General features: G+C 66.6%; 23 protein-coding genes. 5 read left to right on the forward strand and 18 right to left on the reverse strand.

Going from position 1 to position 25,278, the window contains the following annotated elements; translation table 11 throughout:
- Positions 1–107: 107 nt before the first annotated feature.
- The 5 genes from NQJ30_RS05595 to NQJ30_RS05615 all read right to left on the reverse strand — a co-directional run bounded on the left by NQJ30_RS05595 (position 108) and on the right by NQJ30_RS05615 (position 3,457).
- Positions 108–947, reverse strand: coding sequence for a universal stress protein (locus NQJ30_RS05595; RefSeq protein WP_255768780.1), 840 nt, complete (start codon positions 945–947; stop codon positions 108–110).
- The gene (locus tag NQJ30_RS05600) at positions 934–1,449 is read right to left on the reverse strand and encodes a universal stress protein (RefSeq protein WP_255768782.1); all 516 of its coding nucleotides are present in this window, start codon (positions 1,447–1,449) and stop codon (positions 934–936) included. Before NQJ30_RS05600 ends, NQJ30_RS05595 begins: the two co-directional genes overlap by 14 nt.
- Positions 1,433–1,903: a universal stress protein gene (locus NQJ30_RS05605; RefSeq protein WP_255768783.1), complete on the reverse strand. Its 471-nt coding sequence runs from the start codon at positions 1,901–1,903 to the stop codon at positions 1,433–1,435. Before NQJ30_RS05605 ends, NQJ30_RS05600 begins: the two co-directional genes overlap by 17 nt.
- A gap of 75 nt (positions 1,904–1,978) precedes the next feature.
- The gene (locus NQJ30_RS05610) at positions 1,979–2,983 is read right to left on the reverse strand and encodes a zinc-dependent alcohol dehydrogenase family protein (RefSeq protein WP_255768785.1); all 1,005 of its coding nucleotides are present in this window, start codon (positions 2,981–2,983) and stop codon (positions 1,979–1,981) included.
- Between the two features lie 6 nt (positions 2,984–2,989).
- The gene (locus tag NQJ30_RS05615) at positions 2,990–3,457 is read right to left on the reverse strand and encodes a pyridoxamine 5'-phosphate oxidase family protein (RefSeq protein ID WP_255768787.1); all 468 of its coding nucleotides are present in this window, start codon (positions 3,455–3,457) and stop codon (positions 2,990–2,992) included.
- Between the two features lie 181 nt (positions 3,458–3,638).
- Here NQJ30_RS05615 and NQJ30_RS05620 point away from each other — a divergent pair, with 181 nt between their 5' ends.
- On the forward strand, positions 3,639–5,354 hold the full coding sequence (locus NQJ30_RS05620; protein ID WP_308215150.1) for a sensor histidine kinase: 1,716 nt from the start codon (positions 3,639–3,641) through the stop codon (positions 5,352–5,354).
- A 52-nt stretch (positions 5,355–5,406) separates the two neighbouring features.
- Here the strand turns inward: NQJ30_RS05620 and NQJ30_RS05625 are convergent, their stop codons facing one another.
- Entirely contained in the window at positions 5,407–6,087 is a 681-nt protein-coding gene (locus NQJ30_RS05625) for a response regulator (RefSeq protein ID WP_374113220.1), read from the reverse strand.
- Between the two features lie 288 nt (positions 6,088–6,375).
- Here NQJ30_RS05625 and NQJ30_RS05630 point away from each other — a divergent pair, with 288 nt between their 5' ends.
- A complete protein-coding gene (locus NQJ30_RS05630) occupies positions 6,376–7,980 on the forward strand; it encodes a DUF4389 domain-containing protein (RefSeq protein ID WP_255769000.1) in 1,605 nt (534 codons plus the stop codon).
- 107 nt (positions 7,981–8,087) lie between these two features.
- On the opposite strand, the gene NQJ30_RS05635 is transcribed toward NQJ30_RS05630, so the two are convergent.
- From NQJ30_RS05635 to NQJ30_RS05665, 7 genes are all read right to left on the reverse strand, one after another.
- Entirely contained in the window at positions 8,088–8,546 is a 459-nt protein-coding gene (locus tag NQJ30_RS05635) for a pyridoxamine 5'-phosphate oxidase family protein (RefSeq protein ID WP_255768788.1), read from the reverse strand.
- 24 nt (positions 8,547–8,570) lie between these two features.
- Positions 8,571–9,425: a universal stress protein gene (locus NQJ30_RS05640; RefSeq protein WP_255768790.1), complete on the reverse strand. Its 855-nt coding sequence runs from the start codon at positions 9,423–9,425 to the stop codon at positions 8,571–8,573.
- On the reverse strand, positions 9,422–9,886 hold the full coding sequence (locus NQJ30_RS05645) for a universal stress protein (protein WP_255768792.1): 465 nt from the start codon (positions 9,884–9,886) through the stop codon (positions 9,422–9,424). Before NQJ30_RS05645 ends, NQJ30_RS05640 begins: the two co-directional genes overlap by 4 nt.
- Before the next feature lie 77 nt (positions 9,887–9,963).
- The gene (locus NQJ30_RS05650) at positions 9,964–11,409 is read right to left on the reverse strand and encodes a DUF5129 domain-containing protein (protein ID WP_374113224.1); all 1,446 of its coding nucleotides are present in this window, start codon (positions 11,407–11,409) and stop codon (positions 9,964–9,966) included.
- A complete protein-coding gene (locus tag NQJ30_RS05655) occupies positions 11,409–11,888 on the reverse strand; it encodes a GyrI-like domain-containing protein (protein ID WP_255768796.1) in 480 nt (159 codons plus the stop codon). Before NQJ30_RS05655 ends, NQJ30_RS05650 begins: the two co-directional genes overlap by 1 nt.
- Before the next feature lie 37 nt (positions 11,889–11,925).
- Positions 11,926–13,611 carry a DUF5671 domain-containing protein gene (locus tag NQJ30_RS05660; RefSeq protein ID WP_255768798.1) on the reverse strand — a complete coding sequence of 562 codons (1,686 nt, stop codon included), beginning with the start codon at positions 13,609–13,611 and terminating at the stop codon, positions 11,926–11,928.
- Entirely contained in the window at positions 13,608–14,078 is a 471-nt protein-coding gene (locus NQJ30_RS05665) for a hypothetical protein (RefSeq protein ID WP_255768800.1), read from the reverse strand. Before NQJ30_RS05665 ends, NQJ30_RS05660 begins: the two co-directional genes overlap by 4 nt.
- Before the next feature lie 161 nt (positions 14,079–14,239).
- Here NQJ30_RS05665 and NQJ30_RS05670 point away from each other — a divergent pair, with 161 nt between their 5' ends.
- On the forward strand, positions 14,240–16,588 hold the full coding sequence (locus NQJ30_RS05670) for a heavy metal translocating P-type ATPase (RefSeq protein ID WP_255768802.1): 2,349 nt from the start codon (positions 14,240–14,242) through the stop codon (positions 16,586–16,588).
- Here the strand turns inward: NQJ30_RS05670 and NQJ30_RS05675 are convergent.
- The gene (locus NQJ30_RS05675) at positions 16,585–19,284 is read right to left on the reverse strand and encodes a PEP/pyruvate-binding domain-containing protein (protein WP_255768804.1); all 2,700 of its coding nucleotides are present in this window, start codon (positions 19,282–19,284) and stop codon (positions 16,585–16,587) included. The genes NQJ30_RS05670 and NQJ30_RS05675 overlap by 4 nt on opposite strands.
- 187 nt (positions 19,285–19,471) lie before the next feature.
- Here NQJ30_RS05675 and NQJ30_RS05680 point away from each other — a divergent pair, with 187 nt between their 5' ends.
- Positions 19,472–19,876, forward strand: a complete 405-nt coding sequence (locus tag NQJ30_RS05680) for a hypothetical protein (RefSeq protein ID WP_255768806.1) — start codon at positions 19,472–19,474, stop codon at positions 19,874–19,876.
- Here the strand turns inward: NQJ30_RS05680 and NQJ30_RS05685 are convergent.
- Genes NQJ30_RS05685 through NQJ30_RS05700 form a run of 4 tightly spaced genes read right to left on the reverse strand, consistent with a single transcriptional unit; the run spans position 19,827 to position 23,277 of the window.
- A complete protein-coding gene (locus NQJ30_RS05685; RefSeq protein WP_255768808.1) occupies positions 19,827–20,696 on the reverse strand; it encodes a class II glutamine amidotransferase in 870 nt (289 codons plus the stop codon). The two genes, NQJ30_RS05680 and NQJ30_RS05685, sit on opposite strands and share 50 nt — an antisense overlap.
- 27 nt (positions 20,697–20,723) lie before the next feature.
- Positions 20,724–22,124: a glutamate decarboxylase gene (locus tag NQJ30_RS05690; RefSeq protein WP_255768810.1), complete on the reverse strand. Its 1,401-nt coding sequence runs from the start codon at positions 22,122–22,124 to the stop codon at positions 20,724–20,726.
- Positions 22,121–22,708: a hypothetical protein gene (locus NQJ30_RS05695; RefSeq protein ID WP_255768812.1), complete on the reverse strand. Its 588-nt coding sequence runs from the start codon at positions 22,706–22,708 to the stop codon at positions 22,121–22,123. The genes NQJ30_RS05690 and NQJ30_RS05695 overlap by 4 nt, the downstream gene beginning before the upstream one ends.
- A gap of 41 nt (positions 22,709–22,749) precedes the next feature.
- Entirely contained in the window at positions 22,750–23,277 is a 528-nt protein-coding gene (locus NQJ30_RS05700; RefSeq protein ID WP_255768814.1) for a MarR family winged helix-turn-helix transcriptional regulator, read from the reverse strand.
- A gap of 132 nt (positions 23,278–23,409) precedes the next feature.
- Here NQJ30_RS05700 and ribA point away from each other — a divergent pair, with 132 nt between their 5' ends.
- Positions 23,410–25,269, forward strand: a complete 1,860-nt coding sequence (ribA, locus tag NQJ30_RS18965) for a GTP cyclohydrolase II RibA (protein WP_304663860.1) — start codon at positions 23,410–23,412, stop codon at positions 25,267–25,269.
- The last annotated feature ends 9 nt before the right edge of the window (positions 25,270–25,278 follow it).

Here is a 25,278-nt window from a genome sequence, read left to right on the forward strand (position 1 = left end):
AGCGGTAAGGGACAAAAGTCCCGGAAAGTCCGACGGCGGTGCCCGGGTACGGCGCCGGGCCAAGTTACGGGCGTGTTCAGGTGCGGCCGGGTTCAAGTGCGGGCGGTTCAGGTGCGGGAGATCAGCACCGGGCCTGTCGCGTGGTGCAGGATGGCATGGGCGGCTGACCCGACGGTCCCTTTCAGGAGGCCGTGGCCTTTGCTTCCGACCACCAGGAGGGCGGCACCCCGGGAGGCATTGAGGAGTGCCCGGGGAACCGAGGTATCCCGGACCAGGTCCTGTCCGATTGCCACGTCCGGCGCAAGGGCCTTGGCGTCGTCGGCCACCCTCAGGAGGAAACGCCGGGCCGCCGCAATGCCTCCGGCGGTGGCGTAGGCCATACCGTCGTGGGGCCGGATGACGTGGATGATCGTCAGTCCCGCTCCCGTGGCGCTGGCCAGGCCGCAGGCGAGCCGGAGGGCCCCGCCGTACCCGGACGGGTCAATTCCCACCACGATGCGTCCGCCGGGGTGGTTATCCAGCCGGATCACCGCAACGGGACAGGACGCCGTGGCGGCGAGCTCCAGGCTCACGGATCCCACAAGAAGCCCCAGGAAACCCCCGATCCCGCGGCTGCCAAGCACCAGCATGCGGGCGTCGCCGGCCATCCGGCGGAGATGGCCCGCCGGCAGCCCGTACAGGAGGGTGCCCTGGACGGCGACCCGCGGTGCCGCGGACAGCGCTTCAGCTTTTCCTGCCTCAAGGGTGGCCTGGGCCTGGTGCCGCAGGCCGCTGCCGGCAATGCCTTTGACGGGTCCGAGGTCATTTGTCAGCAGTGGCCACAGTGAGCAATGAATTACCTGAAGTTCACAGTCCAGTTGAGCCGCGTGCCGGGCAGCCCAGCGCACCGCTGCTGCCGCCTCAGCCGAGCCGTCGTAGCCCACCACCATGCGCTCAGGAGGTGACATGGCTGGACCCGGTCTGGCCACCCCGTTCTGTGGAAAGCTGCCCGGGAGCAACCGAGAATGCTGCCGGCAGGTCCGTGCCGTGCACTACCAGGACGGGACATGTGGCGTGCTCGGCAACTGCCGCGCTCACCGAACCCAACAGCAGGCCTTCAAATCCGCCTCGGCCGCGGCTGCCCACAATGACCATCTGCGCGGTTCTGCTTTCGTCCACCAGGACCTTGGCCGGCGGCCCCTGGGAGGTGACCATTTCGAGTCCGGCCGGAGCGGCGCCGTCGAACGCCTCGGCAACAGCGGCAGCACAGACGTCCTGCGCTTCCTCCTCGGGGTTCCACAGGACAGGCGTGAACGTGCCGACGGTGATTTGGAACTGCCAGCAGGTTACCGCCCGGATGCGGGCCCTGAGCAGCGGAGCCAGCGCCCCGGCCCAGCGCAGTGCCGTGATGGACTGGGTGCTCCCGTCCACCCCCACCACGATTGCTTCCGGGTCATGGGTTGGTGCCATGGTCTTCCCCCGCTTCCTCGCCGACCACCACCACAGGACAATGCGCATGTGCCGTACAGGCAGCGCTCACCGAACCCATGAGCTGTCCCAGCAGGCCGCCACGGCCGCGCCGGCCCACGACGAGAAGCTGGGCGTTCCGGCTTTCTTCCACCAGGACCTTCGCCGGCGAACCCACTTTGACCACCGCGGAGAGGTGTCCGGGGCGCTCCTGGCCGAAGGCCCGCTCGATGGCCTGTTCCATCAGGCGCCTGGCGATGGCCTCAAGTTCTGCCGGTGTATGAAGGTCCCCGCCAGGGGGAATACGTTCCGGAAGATAGAAGTCGGAGTAACCCAGGCACGTGACCACATGCAGCGGGACGTCCAGGGCGGACGCCAGCCGGCCGGCGAGGCGCAGCGCCGCGGGGGAATATTCCGAACCGTCAATTCCAACGAGGATGCCTTTGCTTTCACTCATGGCATTACCATTCCCCAGGTTCAGGCTGTGCGCCTAGGGCCGAAGGGCACGAAAGGCAGTCCGATTCCCCGCAGGTTAGGCTGACCGGAGCAGCACGGCAGCCCCCGTGAACCGGTCCCGGGACAAATCAAGCAATGCCCGGGGCGCCTCTGTCCAGGGGTAGGCCACGGTGGTGGGGTTGAGGGGGATTTTCCCGGCCAGTGCCAGGAATTCCAGGCCGTCGGCTCTGGTGTTGGCCGTCACGCTGCGGAGGTGGCGCTCTTGGAAGAGGTCCTTTTGGTAGTCAAGAACCGGGATGTCACTCAAATGGATCCCGGCAACGGCGAGGGTACCGCCACGGTCCAGTGCCCTGAGCGCAACAGGGACCAGCGCACCCACGGGTGCGAAGAGGATGGCAGAGTCCAGCAGCTCGGGCGGCGCGGCGTCAGCAGGTCCGGCGAACTGCGCCCCAAGTTCCAGGGCAAGCCGCTGCGCCGCCGCCGAGCGTGTCATGACGTAGACGCTCGCGCCTTCGTAGATGGCCATTTGGGCTGTCAGGTGCGCGGAACCGCCGAACCCGTAGATGCCCAGCCTGCCGCCGCGGGGGAGTCCGGAGCACCGAAGCGCCCGGTAGCCGATGATCCCCGCACAGAGCAAGGGCGCGGCTTTTTCATCGGAAAACACCTCGGGCAGGGCGTACACATAGTCCTGGTGCGCGACCATCAGCTCCGCGTAGCCGCCGTCGGTGTCCCACCCGTTGAATGTGGGGTTGAGGCACAGATTCTCCGCCCCGCGCCGGCAGAACCGGCACGAACCGCAGGTCCGGGCGAGCCACGCTGCTCCCACCCGGTCGCCCAAGCGGAACCGGGAGCTGCCCGCGCCCAGCCCCACCACCTCGGCCACCACTTCATGCCCGGGGATCATGCGGGGGCCCCGGGGTGGGAGGTCTCCTTCAGAGAGGTGAAGGTCTGTGCGGCATACGCCACATGCACGGACGGAAAGCAGGACCTCATTCGGCCCGGGGGCCGGATCGGGCCGCTCGCCCAGTCGTAGGGGACCGGATGCGATGGGACCGGGCTCCTCCACCCACCACGCCCTCATCCGGGGTTATTCCAGCCCGGCGCGGGTTGCCTCATCCAGGGAACCGCCCCACGTGAGCGGCGCAGCAATCCTGAACCGCCGTCCGCTGACTTCCTCCGGCACAATGCGCAGGAAGTGGTCCTTCCGGCCGGTCTCCCAAGGAAAAAGCAACTGCCCCATCGCGGCCACAAGTTCGGGGGTGCGGGGCAACGCCGTGGCTGACCCCTTCACCACCACGCTCCAGGCGACGCCCGACTCCGTGTTCGCACCATCCGCCTCAAGCGCCACCATTTTGCCCAAAGCAGACGCAAGCTTGGTCCCGGCGCCCGTCCGGAAGACCAGCTCCTCACGGTGCACCTTGTAGTTGATGGGAAAAATTTCGGGGTGGTCCTGCACCCAGACTGCGAGGCGGCCTACTGAAGCGCCCCGCAGCAACCGCCAGCATTCCTCTGTTGGCAGGTGGGCGGTCTCCGGTATCGATGCATCTGTGGTCATGCCCCCGAGCATAGGGACGGTACCGCTGGGAACGTAGGGCACAAAGACCCCTAAACCGGTCCGCCGGGGCATGGAGGAATCGCGCATTGAGGCGTAGTCTGTGTGCGACTGCTGCAGCCGGTCCGCTTACGTGTGCGTCACAAGTGGTGTGTGCATCAAAAGTCCGCGGAAGGCGGTTTCTGTGAGTGAATACATCCGGCAGACCGCTAACGGCATGGAACCGGTTGCCACCTCCCGGATGGACGAACTTCTGAACGACTTTGTTGATCGGGCCGGGGAACTGGTGAGTGCCCAGCAGCGGATGCAGGGGCTTTTGAACGCTGTGGTGGCGCTTGCGGAGGACCTCAGCCTGGAGGCTGTACTTCTCAGGGTGGTCAATTCGGCCTGCCATCTACTGGAGGCGGAATACGGAGCGCTGGGAGTCATCGGGAGTGACCGGGGTCTGAGTCACTTCATCACTGTGGGAATTGAGGATGGCCTTGCCGGCAAGATCGGGCCGCTCCCTACAGGCCATGGCGTTCTTGGGCTGCTGATCCGGGATCCGAAGCCGCTGCGACTCCATGATCTTAGCCAGCATCCGGATGCCTACGGGTTCCCGAAGCACCATCCGCAAATGAAATCGTTCCTCGGCGTGCCGGTCCGGGTCCGGGATTCCGTGTTCGGCAACCTCTACCTCACCCAGAAGAAGGGCGGGGGCGACTTTACCGACGAGGATGAAGGTCTGGCGGAGGCGTTTGCTGCCGCCGCCGGCGTCGCCATAGAAAATGCCAGGCTTTACGATGAAGCCCGGCGCAGGACAGCCTGGCTCCAGGCATGCATGGACGTGACCGGCAAGGTGATGGGCGATGAAGACGCCCCTGTGGGCCAGGGCGAGGGCCTGGACATGATCGCCGCCAGGGCGCATCAGGAGTCCAGTGCTTGCCTTGCCCTCATCCTGGTTCCGGAAAAGGATTCCAACCTTTTCCGTGTGGCCGGAGCCGCGGGAAGTGCCGCGCCGGAATGGGCCGGCCGGCTTTCCTTGTTTGATCCCCGGGAGGTGGAAGCCGCCTTTGCAACGGGTCAGGCCGCTGTCATCGACGACGCCTCGGCGGCCCTCAGCGGCGGCCCGGTGCCGGACAACGGCCGGCTGTTGGTCGTGGACCTCAGCGCCCGCGGCACCCACCACGGGCTTCTGGTGCTGATCCGTGAAGGTGCGGCAGGAGCGTTCAGCAAGACCGATGTTGAGATGGGCGCGGTATTCGGTTCACATGTGGCGCTTGCCCTCGAACTGGCCCGTGCTCATCGCATGCGGGAGCAACTGGCAGTCTTCACTGACCGCGACAGGATCGCACGTGACCTGCACGATCTCGTCATCCAGCGGCTCTTTGCGGCAGGGCTCAGCATCCAGAGCCTCCGGCGCCTGATCACGGGCGAGTCGGCGGCGCGGACCCTCCAAACGGTGACCGCCGAACTGGACGAGGTGATCCGGGAGCTTCGCAACACCATCTACTCGCTGAACGGTTCCACCACGGAGAAGGAGCTGCTGAGCAGCAGGGTCCTGCAGGCGGTGCGCGGGGCCGGGAGGTCACTCCGTTTTGTTCCCCGGCTCACCCTGACGGGACCCATCGACGCAATCAGGGACGAGGAAACCGCCTCAAACATCCTGGCCGTGGTGACTGAAGGGCTGAGTAACGCCGTCCGGCACTCAGGGGCGGATGCCATCCGCGTGGCCGTAGCTGTGGAGGACGGGTTCGTGTCCGTCCGGGTCCAGGACAACGGCGCGGGATTCAGCGAGCGGAATCCCGGCAACGGTATGACCAACATGGAACAGAGGGCCAGCAAGCTCGGCGGCACCTTCGAGGTCACCAGTTCTCCGGATACCGGAACGGCACTGACCTGGAAGGCCCCGGTGTTCTAGGCCACCCACCTCCCTTGGGTTCCGCAGGGCGCCCAGCTATCGCGCGCAGGTGCTACCGGTCGCGGTGCTGCGCCACATGGACTGCCGCTTGCGTCCGCCGTTCAAACCCCAGCTTCGCCAACAGGGACGAGACATAGTTCTTGACAGTCTTTTCGGCGAGGAGCATGCGCTCGCCGATCTGCCGGTTCGTCAGTCCTTCGCCGATAAACTCCAACACCCTGCGCTCCTGGTTGGTCAGGACGGCGATCCGCGGGTCCACCTGTTCCGGCTCGGCGAGGCCCTGCACGATCCTGGCCTTCAGTTCGGCGTCGAACAGTGATTCTCCCCGGGCAGCGCGGCGAAGGGCCCCAATGAGGTCGGAACCACCGATCTCCTTCAGGACGTACCCCGCGGCACCGGCGAGCACTGCACCGCGGAGTGCCTGCTCGTCGTCGTAGCTTGTGAGGATCAGGCAGTTGATCGTGTCATCGACCGAATGCACGTCCCGGCATACCTCTATCCCGGTCCCGTCGGGCAACCGCGCATCAAGGATTGCCACATCAGGACGCAGGGCAGGGATCCGACGGGCTGCTTCAGCAGCAGAACCGGACATACCCACAACGACGAATCCCTCGCTTTCGAGCAGATCCTCCAAGCCCCGGCGCACCAACTCGTGGTCGTCAAGGATGAACACCCGGATTCCGTCGTTGGACGGTTCAACGCCGGGTTCGGGTGCTGTTGAGGCGTTCATCATGATCCCTTCTGCGTCCCCGGTGCATCGCGCGGGGGCGCCGTGCCTGCGCCTGAATCATTCTTTAGGAACTGCGGTGCCGCCACAAGGGTCCAACGGCCCAAACGGGGCCGCGGCGGGCGCCGGAGCCGCGGCCGTGACCTTTGGCCCTACCCAACCGGGCACCGCGGCCTCACCCTTGGAGGGACTCATTGCACAGCAGGGGGTGCGGAGCCGCGTTGTTCCTACGACGGAAGGACTCCCGTGAAAGCCCGTTCCATCACCCTGCTCGTTGTCGGCATTCTGTTCTCCATGCTGGGTGTGGGGCTGCTGTTCGGGGGCATGGCAGCATCGTGGGTTAACGCGCTCCAGAACGACGGCGGATACCTCACCTCTCCGCGGGAGCGGTTTGCGGTGGATTCCACGGCCATAGTGTCCGCGCGGGCCGATGGAATCCGGGGCGATACCTACCCGGCCCCCTTGCCCTTTGACGTGGGCAGCATCAGGATAACGGCGGCGTCCGTCAGCCCCGGTAAAGACATCTTCATCGGCATTGCGCCAAGGGACGATGTTGACCGCTATCTTTCCGGAGCTAACTTCTCCGAATTGCGGGAGGTCCAGTTCCGGCCGTTCCGTACCGAATACCGGGAGGTGCCGGGCACGTCCCAACCAGCGAGGCCGGCAGACCAGACCTTCTGGGTGGCGTCCGCGGCAGGCGGCGGCGAAAGGAACCTGGACTGGAAGATCGCTGCCGGGGACTGGTCCGTGGTGGTCATGAATGCCGATGCCAGCCCGGGAATATCAACGGACCTGCAGGCAGGGTTCCGGTCCGAGCTGTTCGGTCCGATAGCAGCGGGACTGCTGGCAGCAGGAGCCATCCTGCTCGTTATCGGCGTGCCGCTCCTGATCTTTGGCGCGCAGGGGCTGGGGCGCCATGCAGCGCAGCCGTCACCGGTACAGCCGTCACCAGCGCAGCCGCTACCAGGGCAGCCTGCAACGCCGGCGGCAGGCGCGTATTCGGTGCCCGCGCCCTATGGTGCCCCGCACAGCGGGCCGACCGGCGTCGGGGCCGCGCAGTCCACGGGCAACCAAGTCACAGGCTTCCGGGCTGCCGCCGACATGAGGCCCTATCCGGCGGCGCTCCGCGGCGAACTTGATCCCGTGCTGTCCAGATGGCTGTGGCTGGTGAAATGGTTCCTGGCCATCCCGCATTTTGTTGTGCTGTTCTTTCTCTGGTTCGCGTTCGTGGTGGTCACCGTCATTGCCTGGTTCGCCATCCTCTTCACCGGCCGCTACCCACGGTCCCTCTTCAACTTCAACGTAGGAGTGCTGCGCTGGAACTGGCGGGTGTCCTTCTACGCCTACTCTGCACTGGGAACGGACAGGTATCCGCCCTTCACACTGGCCAGGACGGACTACCCCGCGGACTTTGACGTTGAATATCCGGAGCGGCTGTCCCGCGGACTGGTGCTCGTCAAAAGCTGGCTCCTGGCGCTGCCGCATCTGCTGATCATTGGCGCGCTGACAGGGGCCAGCACCGTCCGATGGAGCGACCCCCGTAACCCGGGTATCAGGTACGAGACGGCAACAGGGGTTGCCCTGTTTGGTTTCCTGGTCCTGGTCGCGGCCGTGATCCTCCTGTTCACCGGCCGTTACCAGCGCCCGCTGTTCGATCTGCTGATGGGCTTCAACCGCTGGATCTATCGGGTGGTCACTTATGCGGCCCTCATGCGCGACGAGTACCCGCCGTTCCGCCTGGATCAGGGTGCCGGGGATGCCGGCTGGCGGGGCCCTGTCCCGTTGAACGGGGCGGTCCCGCCGGATGCTTCTGCCCCGCGGGTCAATCCGTTGCCGCCGGAAACCTCCGTGCCCCCGGAAAACCAGGTGCCGCCGTCGGATCCCGCCACCGGCGCCTGAGGTTCCTCCGCGGCGGCAGTGCGCCACTACCGTCAGGCCGCGTCAGTACGGCCTAAGCGTCAGTGCGGCACACAATCAGTGCGGCACGGAACCAGTCCGGCACAGAATCAGTCCTGCACGGACTCCAGCGGCGGCCACCAGCGCGATGGGGGATTAATCACGAAGCGCCGGCCGCTGATCGCCGACGGCGTGACCCGCACCAGGTGGTCCTTGCTCCCGGTTTCCCACGGTGACAGCCCGGCATCCGCCGCCTCCTGGAAGTCCTCCTGCGAGTGAACCACCGCGGCCGTGCCCTTGACGATGACGCTCCAGGCTATGGTTCCGTAGCTGTTGAGTCCGTCGGCTTCCAACGCGATGGAACCGCCGCCCAGCACGGCCTCCAACTTGGTTCCTGATCCGGTGCGGAAGATCACCGTGCCGTTCTCGGGAACATAGTTAACGGGGAAGATTTCCGGCTCCCCGTCACGGACCAGGGCAACCCGGCAGACGGAGGCTGATCGGAGGTATTTCCAGCAGTCATGTACGTTGAGGACTTCCGTCCCGGATCCCGAAGTGTCGCTTTGCATGCTCGCAGGCTACTACGTCTGGCGCTATTTGCGGTGGATGGGCGTGATGACCGTGGGGCACGGAAGCTGCGTGAGGACAGCGTGCGCCGTGGAACCGAGGAGCAGCCGCTTGAATCCGCCCCTGCCCCGGCTTCCAACCACCAGCATTTTGGCACCTGCCGCGGCCTGGATCAGCGCCTCGGCCGGTTCCCGCTTGGTGTCGAGGATCTTGTGCACCACCAGGTCCGGGTAGTCCTCGCTCAGGCCGGAGACCGTCTCGGCCAGCACCATCTGTTCCTCGTCCTCAATGCGCTGCGTCAGGGTCTCGGTCAGGGCGCCACTGTCGACCCATTTGTCCGGTTCCCACACGGCGTAAACCACCGTCAATTCCTGGCCTTCCCGGTCCGCCTCGGCGGCCGCGAACGCCACAGCCTGCGTGGCTTCCTCCGAGCCGTCCACCCCTACCACCACGCCCTGCCCGTCGTCGGACTCCGTGACGCCGACGACGGCGACCGGACACTTCGCTGCGGCGGCCACCTGCAGGGCCCGGTCCGTCAGGGAGCCACCCAAATGCGTGGCTCCGGAGCCGACCACCAGCATCGACACCTGCGTGGAGTACTTCCGCAGCGAACCGGAAATGCCTCCCTCCAGCACTTTGGTGGTGATCTCAGCCGGAATCTTGTCCCGTACGCGGCCGGCAGCAGTTTCCAGCAGCGTTTCACCCCGCTTCACCATTTCCCCGGTCCACGGGACGGGCTCCGCCACCCACCGGTCGTCCACTACATACAGGATGACCAGCGGCAGGCCGGCACTGGCCGCCCGGCGGGCAGCCCACTCCACGGCGGCCCGGCTCTGCGGCGAATCATTGGTGGCGACGGCGATCGGCTTTGACGTTCTCACGGCTGGGTTTCCTTCGTTTTCTTGTCGGGGCTGTGAACAACCAGGACGGGGCAGTGCGCGTGGGCGACGCAGGCTGAGCTGACAGATCCCAGGAGCAGGCCGCCGAACCCGCCGTGGCCGCGCCTGCCAACAATGATCATGTCCGCATGGCGGCTGGCATCGATGAGGGAATCCCTGGGATGGCCCCGGACGACGCGGGGGATGATGTTGGCCGGGATGTCGTCACCGAAGGCCTGTTTTAGGGCGTCATTGAGGACAATCATGACGCGTTCCTCGAACCGGTCTATGCCCATGGCCACGTACCCGGCGTAAACCTGCGGATCGTCCCAGTATGCGGTGGCGAGTACTTTGGCTCCGATGGGGGCAGCCAGCCGCTGGGCCTGCCGGAGCGCCTCCACGGATGCCTCCGAGCCGTCCACGCCCACCACAAACATGGCTTCCTCTGATGCCGGCTCGGCCATAACGTATTCCCTTCAGTGGACCGGTGCTGCTCCCAGCCTGCGGCTTAGGGCATTGGCCGTGTAGGGCCGAAAGTCACCTAGAAACTGGAGGAGCTGCCGGAGCCGGAAAAGCTACCGCCGCTGCTCCCGTAGCCGGTGGTTCCGCCGCCGCCCCGTGCAGAGCTGACACTGCCGACGCCGGTGTTGAGGCCGGAGTTAAAGGCGGGGACGGAGAAGAAATAGTACGAGGGGTAGACGGTGCCGAGGATGCTGGGTTCATGGCTTCGCCGGTGGCGGCCGTCCGTGCCCTGCTGCGCGTCCTCCATTCCCTTGCGCATGAGTTTGGCTTCGCGTTCGGTCTTGGCAAAACCGGCGATCACGGTTTCCGTGTGCTGCTTCAGCAGGTCCGACAAACGGTTGCGCGCATCGCGAAGGTGATCCAACGCCTGTTCCGGTGTGAGGGTCCCGTCGCTGAGCTGGGCGGTCCAGCGTTCGATTTCCGCCAGGCTCTGATCCCGGAAGGACCGCAAGGCCGCGGCTGTTGCGGAGTCGCCTTGCCCGTGACGCTTACTGAGCAGTTGCTCCAGTCCGGCCAGGTCGCTGCGGAAGGGAGCCAGCTGACGGTCCCAGGCCGTTGGCCAGGTGTTCAACCGGTTCAGCAGTGCGTTGCTGTCGGCAATGACGTCATCCAGGGCATCGAGTTCGGCGGCCGCGTCCGCATAGTCCCGTACCAGCTTGAGGTTTGGCCTGCGGCTCAGCTCCCGCGGTGTCAGGGCGTGCACGCGGTTCGACAGCCCTGTGGCGGTGTTGTAGCGGGTCAGGAAGGTTCGGTGCTTCTCCAGGACACTGCTGCCGTAGGAAGAGGACGCGGGGATGGTTCCCGCGTTCAGTTCGGTGACATCCAGGTCGGAGCTGACGTTGGCGTAGCTCCGGTCTCCCCGCGCCAGCTCCTTGCGGCTGTCCGCCCTCGTGACGGCCCGCACGATCAGCAGGGCAGCAGCCCCCGCCGCGGCGAGCGCACCCGTCACCCAGGCAGTGATCACGAAAGCCGCGGACTGGTACCACGGCTGGTTGATCAGTTCGGCGCCACGGCGGACTCCCGCTATGGTGCCGTCCGTCCACTGGGCGTCGCGCAGGAGGTCCTTCGCGGCGTTCTGGATGTCATCGCGCTGGTCCAGGGAAACCTTGCGGTCCTCGCCCATGTAGGTGCCCACGTGCCGGCCCACGGGATCGAGGGCGAAGATGAAGAGACCATCGGCCCATTTCTGCCCGTCCCCGCTGATCCAGTCCGGGTGTTCGGCCCGGGCAAACCGGAGCACCTCTTCGTTCAGGTTGTCGGCGGCACTCCCGTTGTAGGTGTAGATGGCCACCTTGGTGGGCTCATGGAACTCGATGGCATTGATGGCCGGGACGAGGGTGTTGCGGTCCAGCACGCCGGCCCGGTCCTCAATCACGACGCCCGTTGGCGTGACGGCGAGCGCGGCGGCCCCGCCGCCCAGCAGCAGGGCAAACACCAGCAGCAGGAGCTTGAAGGAGTTCAGCATCAGAGAACCGGCCACACGATCCGCGTCTGCCATTTGGAGGGGTCGGTTTCGGCCGGCGGTCCGTTCAAATAGAACTCCCACATGGTGCCGGACGGAGTCTTGCCGGCAGCCCTGATGCGTTCCTGGATCGCCGAGTAGGCCTCACCCAGTCTTTCGTACAGACCGGTGTGGATGGCCTCGAACGCATCGGTCTCAGGCAGAGTGCCGGTGGCCACCGTTTCGGTGTCCGACAGGCCGCCCGCGATCGGAAAGCCTGCTTCGACGTCCACTGTTTCCGTCGGCATCCCCCGGTACAGGGCGAACGGCGGTCCGGCGAGTTGGACATTCTGCCTCTGCGTTTCCGCCATCACAGCCCCGAAGGCCCGGCTGAAGAAGTCGGAAAGGGCACCCATCGCCACGGTTTCGCGGACGACGGCGGTTGGTTGCGGGGTCCAATGGATCTCGGCTGGTTCCCCGGTGAAATGAACTGCTCCACTCATTGCACTCACCTTCATCTAGCAACGGGCACTATGGCAATCATGTGACGTCCAACGGTATGACGTCGATCCGCGCCGGCCGGCCGTTCGGCGGACCCACCACCAGCAGGAGGCGTGCTGCAGTGACGCCGGTGAGTGCACCGACCACCCGTTCAGCCAGCCCGTCTTCCAAGGCGACTCCGGGCGGTACCGGCCCGCCGGCGTCGGCCCTTTTCCACACCGTGACTTGGGCGCCGGTCGCGGCGGCAATCGCCTCGGAGAGCCGCTTTGGATCCGCGGCCGTCACCAGGATGACCTGACCGACGGTGCGGGCCTTGGCCCCTGAGCCGGCGGCGAGGAGGGCATGCTCGCGGCGCCACTGGGCGAAGTGGTACGCAGCCACCAAACCGGCCGACACCAGCAGGCCCAGTGGGGCGCGGATCCGCTCCAGGAGGCTCCCCCCGGTTGCCTCTTCCAGGAGGAACTCGAAGATCCGGTAGCCAATGATGAGCAGGGCCACCAGCGCCACCACTGCGCTGATGCCGAAAAAAGCGATGAGGTAGACGCGCCTGCCGGGCTGAATTTCGTCCGCGGTCTGGGGCTGCCTCAGCGGCCGCCACGCCCGCCACCAGACGGGACCGCCCACGAGGAGGGAACTGAGGCCGCCCAGGAGCAGGGTGCGGGTGCCGCTGCCGGCGAGGGGCGAAACCGCCATGGCAAGGGAAGCGTTGATGACCACGCCAACGCCGGTTGCGGCAGCCGCCAAAGCCACCCCGGACGTGACCAGCCGGCCCGCACGCCTGGTGCCCACCGACCGCTCAGCTCCGATGACGCGGTGAAAACGCCAGATGAGGAGCCCGATCGCGGCTGCGGCGAGGGCCGGGCCAAGCGGCGCGAGCAGCTCGCTCAGGGGGGAGGACCGGTCGAATACCGTTCTCAGGAGCACAAAAACCACGACGCCGGCGCCCGCGACGGCCGTGATGCCCGCGGCGAAGATCCCCACCCCGACGAGGGCGACGTCCACAAGGGCGGTTCCCATTTTTCGGCCACCGCCCCTGAACCAGTGCCACCACCACACGACGGTTCCGCCCGCTGCCCAAACCACGGCACGCAGGACGGGCTGCCACCACCCCTCCACCTCCGGGGTCAGGCTCATGTGTCCGCGGATCGCCACATCGAGCAGGCTGCCCAACGCATTGATGGCTGCGAACCCGCCCACCAGCAGCCCGAAGACCCACCCGATGACGGCAGGGACGTCCTCCAGGGCTTCGGGCTGCTTGAGGGGGTGCTGCCACATCCAGCGGTGCCAGATCCAGATGCCTGCCCAGACGATCCCCGTCGCCAACGGCGAATACCACAGGGGTTCCTGGCTGCCGATGAAGGAGGCCGCCGTTGCCAGAAGGCCCGTTACAGCGGAGATCATCGAGACTGTGTAGACGGCAGACAGGTACAGGCCCCACGCCGCGGAGCCACGCTCCGCCCGATCGTCAAGCCGCCGCCAAACAAACCACCATAGGAGGGCGGCGAGCGGCCCGCCGATCAGCGTGAAGGCCAGGGAACGGGCCACTCCTGCCACGTCAGTGGATGCCACCACCGCGCCGGTGCTGAACAGGCGTTCCAGCAGCCCGCTCAGCCCTACAGCCGTGATGACCACGAGGGCGAACAACAGCACGTAGAGGATCAGGCGGCGGAGCGTGGCCTGGGCTGAACCCGCCGGCAAACGCGGCGCAGTGGCGGTGGCGTTCACGGCTTGGTCAATCCGGTGCACGACACCAGCTGGTACGGTGCCTGTTCGATCCGCCAGCTGCCACTGGCCTTTACCAGCGCGAAACGATCCTCCATCTCATACTCGGACGGTCCGAAGGGGCCGCCCCCGCCTGAGCTGACCAGGGACACCCGCACCAGGGCCGAGTCGTCCCGCTCCGTGGTGGCGATCAGAACCACCCGGACGGGACGTTGGCCGCTTTCGTAGTAGCCGCGGCACACGGATTTGGCTGTATCAGTGAGGTAGGAGTTGGCTGTGGCCGTATCGCCCGCGATGACTGCCGTGCTGTACCGCTGGACCACTCCCTGGGGTGTGGAGGCATCCAGGGTCTCCGGCCCGCCACGGGTAAAGACAACCGCCAACGCCACAACCACCAGCAGCGCGATCACGGCCAGGATGGCGATGAGCGTCCGGTCGGGCTTACGCGCCGCAGTCTTTGCCGGCCTCATGTGAGGGCCCAAAGCGAGGACCTGCCCATGGTTCCTCCTGTGAAGATGCCACCAGAATCCTGCCCAGTTTCCGGTATGCCCGCACCATCACGGTAGGGGCGAACGTCCCGCGGGCCTTTCGGCGGTACTTCGAAGCCACTCCTGCATGTGAGTATGGGCTCATGACGTTCCTCCGTGACCGCATCGAGTTGCTGTTTTTCGTTTCGTCCACCGTCCTTCTGGCGGGGGGTGGCGCGGCCTGGCTGTTTGGCGAGTACCAGGCGGCGGAGCTGGTCTGGGTGGTGGGAACCGTCCTTGGACTGGTGTTCGCCGTCGCCTGGGTGGCGGGCGCGCTCCGCAGGCGGCAGGCCAGCGTGGACATCATTGCGGTGCTGGCTTTGGGCGGGGCGCTGTGGGTCAACGAGCCCTTCGCCGGAGCAATGATCACGGTCATGCTTGCGACCGGCAGGCTGCTGGAGGCACGGGCGCAGGCCCGGGCCCGGCGGGAGCTGAGCCTGCTCGTGGAGCGTGCGCCCCGCACAGCCCGCAGGAAGGTCCAGAGCGGCGTGGAATCAGTTCCCGTCGAGGTCCTCGCGGCAGGCGACCTCATTGTGGTTGGCACCGGCGAAGTCCTCGCCGTTGACGGCCGGCTCCTGTCGGCGGGGATCCTCGACGAGTCCGCCCTGACCGGCGAATCCCTGCCGGTGGAGAGGGTCGTTGGCGAAGACCTCCGCAGCGGCGTGGTCAACGCCGGTGCACCCATCGACGTGATGGCAACCGCAACCGCCGCGGACTCGACGTATGCGGGCGTGGTGCGCCTGGTGGAGCAGGCCCAGGCGGCTTCAGCTCCCTTCGTGCGCACCGCGGACCGGTTCGCCGGCTTCTTTGTCCCGCTGACCCTGGTCCTGGCCGGGGCGGCCTGGGCGCTCAGTTCTGATCCGGTGCGGGCCGTGGCGGTCCTCGTCGTGGCGACACCCTGCCCGCTGCTGCTGGCAGCGCCGATCGCGATCATGTCCGGACTATCGCGGGCGGCGAGCATAGGCGTGGTGATCAAAGGCGGCGGCGCCCTCGAACGGCTCGCTGCGGGCAGGGCGGCGCTCTTCGACAAAACAGGAACGCTCACCCGGGGGCAGCCCACCCTGGCTGACACGGTCACGGCCGGTGACACGGTTGACGCCGACGAGATCCTGCGGCTGGCAGCCTCCCTCGACCAGGTCTCACCCCATGTCCTGGCCAGCGCGATCGTGACCGCGGCCACCCGCCGGAACCTGGTGCTGGAAATGCCCGACGACGTCCGGGAGGAACACGGCTACGGACTCCAGGGGACGGTGGGCGGCCACAACGTCAGGCTCGGCAAGGCCGCCTGGATCGCACCCGGTTCCGAACCGGGATGGGTGCGCCAGGTGCGCCGGCGCGCTGACCTTGACGGATCCCTGACAGTGTTCATCGCCGTCGACGGCGAACCCTGCGGGGCGTTCCTGCTGGAGGACCCGGTCAGACCCGACGCCCCGCGCATGATCCGGGCCTTGCGCGGTGCCGGCATCAGCAGGATTGTCCTGGTGACAGGTGACCGGGAAGACATCGCGCACACAGTGGGCCGGGTGGTTGGAGTTGATTCCGTGCGGGCCGACTGTGACCCGGGCGAGAAGCTCCAGGTGATCACCGCTGAATCCTCCGGCGCCCCGACCATCATGGTGGGGGACGGCGTGAACGACGCTCCCGCGCTCGCCGCCGCGGGGGTGGGCGTGGCCCTGGCAGCACGGGGCGCAACCGCATCCTCGGAGGCCGCCGACGTGGTGCTGACCGTGGACCGCATCGACGCACTCGCCGACGCCATCCTCATCGCGCGCCGGTCCATGGGCATCGGCAGGCAGGCCGTGGTGGTGGGCATGGGCCTCTCGCTGGCCGCAATGGTCGCAGCAGCCGCCGGTTTCCTCGCACCGGCGGCCGGAGCAGTGCTGCAGGAGTTCATCGACATCCTCGCGATCGGCCTGGCCCTGCGAGCGGTGATCCCCGGCAAGTCCCACACCATCAACATGGCACCGGCAGATATCGCCACTGCGCGCCAACTGAAACTGCAGCACGACGCCGTGAGCGCCGTCGTCGAACAAATACGCTCCGTCGCAGACGCCCTCACGACCCGCGACCCGGACCTGGGTCCGGCACGGATCCTGCTGGGCCGCCTCGAGAACGAACTGCTCCCGCACGAACGCGCCGACGAGGAACTCCTGGTGCCGTTGGTTGCCCGCGCTCTCGGCGGATCGAACGCGACAGCCGACATGAGCCGCACGCACGCCGAAATCGAACACCTCATCAGCCGGCTCCACCGCCTGCTGAACGGCCTTGAAAAGGATGCCCGCTCCGAGGACGTCATCGAACTCCGGCGCCTGCTCTACGGCCTCTACGCCATCCTCAGACTCCACAACGCCCTCGAAGAGGAAGGCGCCTTCAGCCTGGTGCCCGATGACCGGCCCCGGCCGGCGAAGCACACATCCGATGCAGCCCACACTTCCGGCTCGGCTGACGCTTAGCTGTTATCCGGGGTCCGCGGCAGCCCGTCCGCGGCACCGGAGGAAGGCTCGATGGTGACGGTTCCGGCGTCGCCATCCACGCTGATCCGTTGGCCGCTGCTAATCCGCTGGGTGGCCACCCCCGTGCCGAGGACGGCCGGGATTCCGTACTCCCGCGCCACGATGGAGCTGTGGCTCAGCGGGCCGCCAACATCGGTAACCACCGCTGAAGCCATCGCGAACAGCGACGTCCAGGCGGGAGTGGTGATGCGGGCGACCAGCACATCGCCTGGCTCCATCCGGCCGAAGTCCTGCGGCCCGCCCAGGACCCGTGCGGGAGCGCTGACCCGCCCGGCGCTGGCGCCGACGCCCTTGATGACGGCACCGGGCTGGTGCTGGCGCGCCGGCATCATGGACCCGAACGCCCGCTCCATCCAGCGGCTCTCCGGGAGCAGTTGCGGGGCTGTTGCCTTCGCCTGGCCGCGCCAGAGCATCCTGCGCTCCTCGACGACGCCGGCGCGGACCGGGCGGGCCGCTCCGGTAATGGCCACGGCCGGGGCACCGGGGGCTGGCGTACCCGGCGCGGCGAGGCCGAACTCGACGGCGCTGTGCAGTTCCTGGAAGCGCAGCCAGAACACGTCGTCAGGTTCTGCGATGACCGAGGATTCCACCAGCCGCCGGCCCAGTTCAAAGAGCATCCGCCGTAAGAGCGGCCAGGCAAGCCCGACGTCGGCCAGGGCGTCCTCACGGATCGGTGCGGCGGTCTGGGCCCACCGGAGCAACCGAAGGAATACGGCGCGGCGGCGCGGCCCGAGCCGCGCCGTCATCTCCGCCGTCAGGCTTTCGCGGCGTTCAGCGGAGAGGCGCTGCCGTTCGTTCGGATCGGTGCCGTGTCCCTGCAGATAGAACTTCACGGTCTCGATCAGGGTGTTCGGCTCATCGGCAGGGACCGGGCTGGCGAAATCCAGGTTATAGACGGCGTGGCCGTACCGGTCCAGATGCTCCTGGAAACGCGGCTGCCATTGCTGCCACAGCTCAGCGTCCATCCCCGCGGGCGGTGCACCAGTGCGCTGGGACCCGGCGAGCGCCGTCGTCGGGGTTTCGCTTATTGCGGCCGTCAGTCCGGGGACGCCACGGACCCAGCCGGCCAGTCCGTAGAGCGATTTTTCGGCCCGGATGGGCTCGCTGTCATAGCCGAGGAGGAAGGACTGGGCGGGCGGATCGCCGTGCCGCTTGACCAGTTTGTCGTAGAACGCGCGGAAGGAAATTTCGCTGGTGGCGGCCAACGGAATGATGGACTGCACCGCCGTGTAGTACACGGTGCCGGCGTCCAGCAGCGCCTGCACGCCCTCGATCAGCTCCTCACCGGACAGGTCGCGGACGGGCCTCGCGGACCAGTCGTGGATCACCCGTTCATAGCGGGGATGGGAAAAATCCCGCCACCCGGCCACGCCCATGTGCGCCTCGCCGCGGAACAGGGCGCGGAAGGCTGCGGGCGACTTCGCCATCATCCGCCACATGCCCGAGTTGCGGTAGTAGTAATAGGCGTAGCCGTTGACGGTCGGCAGCCGGACGTCGCCGTCGCGGACGGCGCCCTGGCCGATGGCCGCGCCGAAGAGCGCCTGCAGGGAGCGGGCCACCGAGCCGTCGATGAGGTCGGCGAAGAGCGGCGAGAGCGGATCCGGCAGCTGCTCCACGATGCTCGCCCGGAAGTACATCCCCTTCGGATACGGGACAGGCCAGGTTTGCGGGGCGTCGGCCGCCGGTTCGGGCAGCGCCGTGATGGCCCGGGACTGGAGGATGAAGAACTCGCCGCCGGCCCTCGCCCACTCAATGTCCTGCGGCATCCCGAAGTGGCCGGCGATCCGCGTTCCGAGGTCCGCCAGCCTTGCGGCTGCAGCGTCATCAAGGACGGGCTCACGACGGCGGGCTGCCGCCACCGGCTGCTCCTGCGTGCCGCGCTCCGCGTACACGGTCATGACCTCTTTGTCCGCTGTCCGGCGCGACAGCACACGGCCCGTCCCGGCATCGACCACCATGTCATCCGTGGTGACCGTTCCGCTGACCACGGACTCGCCCAGGCCCCACGCGGCACTGATCACCGTCTGGTCGCGACGCCCGTTGGCCGGGTTCGCCGTGAACATGACGCCCGCGGCGTCGGCCTCGACCATGCGCTGGACCACCACTGCAAGGCGGACAGACTCCGGCGCGATGCCCTCACGGGCACGGTAGGCCATGGCCCGCGCCGTCCACAGGGAAGCCCAACAATCGATCACTGCCGCGTGCAGGGCCCCGGCCCCCACAACATTCAGGTAGGTTTCCTGCTGCCCGGCGAAGCTTGCCGTGGTGAGGTCCTCTGCCGTGGCGGAGGACCGCACCGCAACAGCGGTATTCCCATCGCCGAGCCGGCCGTAGGCGGCGTCCAGTTCGGCGGCGATGCCGGACGGCACCGTGCCCTGTGAGAACAGTGCACGGATGCGTGCGGACGCATCCCCGTAGTCCTGCGGCGATGCCTGCGGTGACAGCGTGGCCAGTCCGCGGATGTCAGCTTCGAGGTGATTGGCCGCCACGAAATCCGCATAGGCCGCAGTGTTGAGGACAAAACCTTGGGGAACCGGCAAGCCTGCCTGGATGAGGCCGCCCAGGCCCACGGCCTTGCCCCCGGCGATGGTGACGCCGTCCGGTCCCACAACACCTAAGTCGTTGACGTATGTCATGTCGGCGCATCCTTGCTGCCCGGATCCCGGGCGTTCAGTGCGGCTGGTTCTCAACATACTTCCCCGCCGGACCGGCGTTGTCCACGATGTGCACCTGTCCCTCCGCGCCTTCCGGCGCCTGAGCGTGTACAGGTCCGGTGACGAAAGACCCTGCTGCGGCCTCGACGCGACGTGTTTGAGTTGGAAGATGACGGATCACCGCCTGGCGCTGAAAGCCGTGAAGGGATTCCATACCTTTGCCTGGTTCACCATCGAGGCCTGCATGGTGTTCGTGCTGTATGCCGGGATCCGCGGACGGAGTGACCGGCGCGTGGGACAGGCTGCCGCTGTTGTGGCCGGCGAGATCCTGATCTTTGCCGCCAACGGATTCCACTGTCCGCTCACGCCGCTGGCGCAACGGCTCGGCGACCCCACCGGATCCGTCACGGACATTTACCTTCCCAAGTGGTTCGCCCACAATCTGCCCGCCATCCACGTACCGCTGATCGTCATAGCGGTGGTCCTCCACGTACAGAATCTCAGGTCAGCCAGAGGGGTGGTGATTAGGGCATCTGGGAGGCCGCGGCGGACGGTTCAAGGTCGGACAGGGTGAGCGGGTTCGCGGGGCTATCCGGGTAGGGGAACGTGGTTGTGACCGCCAGGTCCGGGCCGACGTGCACCAGTCCGCCGGAGGCTATGGGGCGCCAGCCCGGGTTGTGATCCATCGGTTCGGTGGCGATGAGGACGTGCGGAGAACGGGCAAGGTCTTCACTGCGGGCGTGGATGCGGTGGCTCCGTGCTTCCAGGGGAGCCGTCGGTCCGTGGACGGCAGCAGGGTCTCGTTGCAAGATGTGCAGCCCGTGGGTGGCCGGGTACCTGACCGCCCAAAGGTCCGTCGCCGTCGTCAGAACGAGGTTTAGGCTGAAGACGGGCAATCGCTTGGCGATCCACGTGACGGCCCGGGTGATACCGTCCGTGACGTCGCCATCAGCTCTGCGGCTCTCGGCGGTGATCAGGGCGAAGAGGCGTTCGCTGTCGGTCTCGCCGTGAACGAGGTCCGTAACCCCGAGCGTGGCCAGACGCTGATCGAGCTCTCCGAGGCCACCGAAGGCGCCGTTGTGGGCGAATAATCTCCCGTCTTGCTCAAACGGATGCGTATTGACCATCGTATGGGCGCCGGTGCTGGCGTAGCGGACGTGGGCCAGGAACGTGGTGCTCCTCAGGTTCCGGGCCTCGCGCGCGAAGGCGTGATCCTCCCAGGCGGCGAGCGGCTGCTTGGCCACATGAGCCTTGCCTTCTGCATCGTACGTGCCGATGCCGGTTCCGTCGGGCTCCCTCCGGCTCTGGTTTGAGAGGCTGTCCGGGGCGTCCAGGAGCCAAAACGTGGCGCGGACGGGTTGGGAGCCTGCGTGCAGGCCAAACAGTCGGCACACGATTGCTCCTTCGTCGGCGTCTGCCGGCTAGTGGTGGAAGGCTTGCGTTGTCCCGCTGGAGGGCATCGGCGCGGTCAGGCCGTCCAGGTAGGCGACTTCTTTTTTGAGATCGATCAAAAAGCTGGATGCGAGGTCGCGGGTGAAGCCGTTGCGGACGACGATCCTTTGCACCGTGACGTGGCCCAGCCCCTCCGGCATGGGGTAGGCCGGGACGAGCCACCCGTTCATTCGGAGGCGCTCGGAGAGATGGTGAAGGTTCCAGTTTTTCGTGTGCCCGTCAGCAAGCTGCCAGGCAAAGACCGGGATGTCGGAGCCGTCGCTCCAGAGGGTGAAGGCCTCCATCGCCCCGATTTCACCGGATAGGTAGAGTGCCACGTCCCGGGATGTATTTTGGACCGACTCGTATCCGGCAAATCCGAGCCGGAGGAAGAGGTAATACTGCAGCAGTACCTGGGCGCCGGGCCGTGAAAAGTTCAGTGCGAAGGTTGGCATGTCGCCGCCGAGGTAGCTGACATGGAAGATCAGATCACCCGGAAGTGCCTGTTCGTCCCGCCAAATGATCCAGCCGAGGCCCGGATAGACGAGGCCGTATTTGTGGCCTGAGGTGTTAATCGAGGCGACCCGGGGGAGGCGGAAGTCCCAGCTGGTGTCCGGTTGGAGGAAAGGGGCGACCATGGCCCCTGAAGCCCCGTCGACATGGATCGGAATATCGAGGCCACGGCGTGCCTGGATGTCGTCCAGGGCCGCCGAGATTTCCTCAACCGGCTCGTACACGCCGGTGTAGGTCACGCCCATAATGGCGATGACGCCGATGGTATTTTCGTCCACGTACCGGTCCAGGTCATGGCCGTCCAGTATCTGGTGTTCCTTCGAAACCGGAACAAAACGGGCTTCAACATCCCAGTAGTTGCAGAATTTCTCCCAGCACACCTGTACGGCCGAGCTGAGGACAAGGTTGGGTTTGTCCGTCGGGAGACCGGCTGCCCGCCGGGCGTGCTGCCACCGGCGCTTCAAGGCCAGGCCACCGAGCATGCACGCCTCGGAGGAACCGATCGTGGAGGTGCCCAGGGCCTTGGCCGGATCGGGCGCGTTCCACAGGTCCGCCAGCATTCGCCAGCACCGTGTCTCGATCAGCGCCGTCTGCGGGTATTCGTCCTTGTCGATCATGTTCTTGTCGAACGTCTCGGCATAGAGACGCGCCGCTTCCGGTTCCATCCAGGTTCCGACAAACGTCGCCAGATTCAGCCGCGAGTTCCCGTCCAGCATCGCCTCATCGTGGACAACCTGATACGCGGTGGAGGGCAGAGACTCCCCGTCCGGGATGGTAAAGCGCGGAAAGACGGTGGATTCCCCCGGCCGGCTGAACAGGGGGTTCAGCTCTACGACCGTGTCGGGTTCATAGGCCGATGCCCGGCGTGACCTGCTCACGCAGCTACCGTCAAAGGCATTGTCTCTCCCAGCCAGGCGAGGATCGTCGCCAGGCTTTCAGGGTCGAGATGCGTGCCAGGATCGTTGTATCCGTTCCCGGTTGACGCCGCTACTTCGGCCGGGCGGCGTGCGTCCTCTTTGAACACGTGGTTCGCGTTCGGCTGAAAGGCGAAGGTCACGTTGGTCATGCCAGCGGCGGTTTCCTGGAGCGGGTCCCCGTCGGCATGTACATCGATCTGTGCATCTTTTCCACCGATCAACACCAGCGCGGGGATCTGCACTTTCCGCAGTGAGTCGCAGGTGGACTCGACCCACAGCTCCCGGGCGAACGGGAGGTTCATAGGAGCTTCGAAGCTTGCGAGTACCATCTTCACGCTGTCGGGCAGGCCAGGGTCAGGGTTCATTGGCTGTCCGGCAGCATAGCGTGCAGCAGCTTCCTCGACCCTGGGCATGAGGTCGGCGCCACCGGGGACCTGGGCAACAAGCACCACCGCCGAAAAGGGCCCATCGCCGGCGGGCCGGACGGCCGTGCCCGCCATAGCGATGCCATCCAGCTGCCATGTCACGTCAAGAGAACTCGCCATGCCCACAGTCTCACAGTGACCTGCGAACAAGACAACTGTCCTTACTCCTTCCCGCCTGACGCACTCCTGCGCTCCCCGGCGTCGGCGCTGCGCAGGCAGTAATCGTCCGGGTCCAGCACACCCAGGATGCGTTTGCCGATGCTGCCGAGCTGGCGCGACTGAGCCTTCGTCAGGGGATCAAACACCAGCGCCCGGACGGCCTCTACATGACCCGGAGCGGTGCCCACGATCTTTGCCAGGCCGTCATCGGTGAGCGTGGCCAGGGTGATGCGGCCGTCGCCGGGGTCGGGGGAGCGACGGACCCAGCCGCGCTTTTCAAGCCGGCTCACCACCTGGGACAGGCGGGGGAGGCCTGACTCCGTGAAACCGGCCAGGTCGCTCATCCGGCGCGTCCGGTCCGGCGCCTCGGAGAGGCCCGCCAGGACCATGTACTCAAAGTGGCTCAAGCCGGCATCGCGCTGCAATTGGGCGTCCAAGGCTGACGGCAGTTTCATCATGACGCCCACCAGGGTCAGCCACGCTTCGCGTTCGTCACTGTTTAGCCAGCGGGGCTCCTCGGCTTGTTCCATAGGACGAGTCTAGGGCAGTTACTTCACGTATGAAGTTTTTAGTCCCATGGATCACTTGCACCGTGAACTAATGACCCGTACTGTTTACTTCAATATTCAAGTACTTTCGTTCCGACCTCACGAGGAGCACCGATGACCGTTCTGACCGAGACCGTCGCGCGGCCATGTGAACAACCTGCTTCCGTGCGCAGCCGGGTCACCGTCCCGCTGCGGTTCCCGGACGGCCTCACCGCCACCGCGGAGGTGATGACCTTCCATGGCCTGGCCGATGGCATGGAACACCTCATGATCGGACTCGGCCCGTGGCAGCAGGCATTGCTGGATGCGGGAGCCGACGGTACCGCGCCCCTGGTCCGGCTGCACAGTGAGTGCCTCACCGGCGATGTCTTCGGCAGCGAGCGCTGCGACTGCGGCCCCCAGCTGCGCGAGGCTGTCGAGGAGATTGCCGCCGTCGGAGGTTTCCTGCTGTACCTCCGCCAGGAGGGGCGCGGCATCGGACTGTACTCCAAGATTGACGCGTACGCCCTGCAGGACACTGGCCTGGACACCTATGAAGCCAATGTGGCACTGGGGCGCGGCGAGGACGAGCGGGATTACACTGCCGCAGCCCAGATGCTCGGCGCGGTGGGCGCCGGCCGGATCCGCCTCCTGACCAACAATCCGGACAAAGTGGGGCAACTGGCAGCCCTCGGCGTTGAGGTGACGGAGCAGGTTCCCACCGGGGTGCACCTGTCCGCAGCCAACAAGCTTTACCTGGCGGCCAAGCGCAACCACACCGCGCACACAATCGACCTCCCGGACGCGGACCTGCCTGGGACTCCCAGCAAAATTCCGACGCATGACGAGTTGCTGGCCCGGGTGGACGCGCTGGTTCCACGGTTGCGGGAGCATGCTGGGGAAACGGACGGGCTGCGCCGCATCCCGGACACTGTTATGGCCGAACTGAAGGCCGCGGGGGTGTTCCAGATGCTCGCGCCGAAGGCCGTGGGCGGATTCGGGATGTGCCTTGAGACCTATGTGCAGGTGGTCCGCCGCCTCGCGCAGGGTGACGCCTCCACTGCCTGGAGCGTGGGCCACCTTGCCGAGCACGTGTGGATGCTGGCCCGTTGGCCGAAGCAGGCGCAGGACGAAGTGTTCGCCGCGGGCCCTGCGCCTCTGGCTGCGGCAACCGGAGCCCCTCCCGGATCAGCGGAGAAGGTCCCCGGCGGCTTCACCATTTCCGGCCGCTGGAGCTTTGCCTCCGGCGTGATGCATTCTGACTGGGCGCTCCTGGCGGTCCAGCACGGCGGCGTGCGGCTTCAGTGCCTGGTCCCGATGGCGGACCTCGAGCTGCTGGATGTGTGGCACACAGCTGGCCTGCGGGGGACCGGCAGCAACGATCTCCGCGCGGAGGCCCTCTTTGTCCCGGCGCACCGTGCGCTCGAATGGAACCTGTTGGCGGCCGCTGAGAACCCGGGGAGCTTCATCCACCCGGATCCCAGCATTCACGTCCCCATGGCGACGTTCCTGAACATGGTGGCCCCGGCGGCCGCTCTCGGTGCGGCCGAACACGCCCTGGATGAGTTCCGCAACCTGATGATGGTGCGCAAGGTCAAGCAGACCGTCGAGAAGCGCCAGGCGGATTCGCCGCTCGCTCAGGCCCGGTTCACCCAGGCCTACGGCCAGGTTGCCACCGCACGGCTGCACTGGGAAGAGGCTGTCCGGGTGGTGTCAGCGTCCTTTGACCGCCGGCCCGTGGCCTTCACCGACGAGGAGCGCGCGCAGTACCGCCTCTCCCTCGGCCTCAGCGGGCAGGCCTCGGCCGAGGCGGTGCGGCTCATCCTGACCGGCTCCGGCGGCAGCGTGCACCGCCTGACGCACCCGCTCCAGCGGATCCAGCGCGACGTCAACGTGCTCCTCAACCATGCATCGCTGACCATGGACCCCATCCTGGAACAGGCCGGACGCGGACTCCTGGATCTCGGGTTTACGATTCCGGCGGAACAGTTCTAGGCGGCCCGC

The sequence above is a fragment of the Pseudarthrobacter sulfonivorans genome (assembly GCF_024391045.1).
Classification (GTDB): Bacteria; Actinomycetota; Actinomycetes; order Actinomycetales; family Micrococcaceae; genus Arthrobacter; species Arthrobacter sulfonivorans_B.

Coding starts and splice junctions, on each gene's coding strand:
- NQJ30_RS05675 (WP_255768804.1), bottom strand. CDS start 19,284: ATGACATACGTCAACGACTTAGGTGTTGTGGGACCGGACGGCGTCACC.
- NQJ30_RS05630 (WP_255769000.1), top strand. CDS start 6,376: ATGCTGGGTGTGGGGCTGCTGTTCGGGGGCATGGCAGCATCGTGGGTT.
- NQJ30_RS05670 (WP_255768802.1), top strand. CDS start 14,240: ATGACGTTCCTCCGTGACCGCATCGAGTTGCTGTTTTTCGTTTCGTCC.
- ribA (WP_304663860.1), top strand. CDS start 23,410: ATGACCGTTCTGACCGAGACCGTCGCGCGGCCATGTGAACAACCTGCT.
- NQJ30_RS05610 (WP_255768785.1), bottom strand. CDS start 2,983: ATGAGGGCGTGGTGGGTGGAGGAGCCCGGTCCCATCGCATCCGGTCCC.
- NQJ30_RS05625 (WP_374113220.1), bottom strand. CDS start 6,087: ATGATGAACGCCTCAACAGCACCCGAACCCGGCGTTGAACCGTCCAAC.
- NQJ30_RS05680 (WP_255768806.1), top strand. CDS start 19,472: ATGACGGATCACCGCCTGGCGCTGAAAGCCGTGAAGGGATTCCATACC.
- NQJ30_RS05595 (WP_255768780.1), bottom strand. CDS start 947: ATGTCACCTCCTGAGCGCATGGTGGTGGGCTACGACGGCTCGGCTGAG.
- NQJ30_RS05665 (WP_255768800.1), bottom strand. CDS start 14,078: ATGAGGCCGGCAAAGACTGCGGCGCGTAAGCCCGACCGGACGCTCATC.
- NQJ30_RS05605 (WP_255768783.1), bottom strand. CDS start 1,903: ATGAGTGAAAGCAAAGGCATCCTCGTTGGAATTGACGGTTCGGAATAT.
- NQJ30_RS05650 (WP_374113224.1), bottom strand. CDS start 11,409: ATGCTGAACTCCTTCAAGCTCCTGCTGCTGGTGTTTGCCCTGCTGCTG.
- NQJ30_RS05635 (WP_255768788.1), bottom strand. CDS start 8,546: ATGCAAAGCGACACTTCGGGATCCGGGACGGAAGTCCTCAACGTACAT.
- NQJ30_RS05600 (WP_255768782.1), bottom strand. CDS start 1,449: ATGGCACCAACCCATGACCCGGAAGCAATCGTGGTGGGGGTGGACGGG.
- NQJ30_RS05695 (WP_255768812.1), bottom strand. CDS start 22,708: ATGGCGAGTTCTCTTGACGTGACATGGCAGCTGGATGGCATCGCTATG.
- NQJ30_RS05700 (WP_255768814.1), bottom strand. CDS start 23,277: ATGGAACAAGCCGAGGAGCCCCGCTGGCTAAACAGTGACGAACGCGAA.
- NQJ30_RS05645 (WP_255768792.1), bottom strand. CDS start 9,886: ATGGCCGAGCCGGCATCAGAGGAAGCCATGTTTGTGGTGGGCGTGGAC.
- NQJ30_RS05655 (WP_255768796.1), bottom strand. CDS start 11,888: ATGAGTGGAGCAGTTCATTTCACCGGGGAACCAGCCGAGATCCATTGG.
- NQJ30_RS05615 (WP_255768787.1), bottom strand. CDS start 3,457: ATGACCACAGATGCATCGATACCGGAGACCGCCCACCTGCCAACAGAG.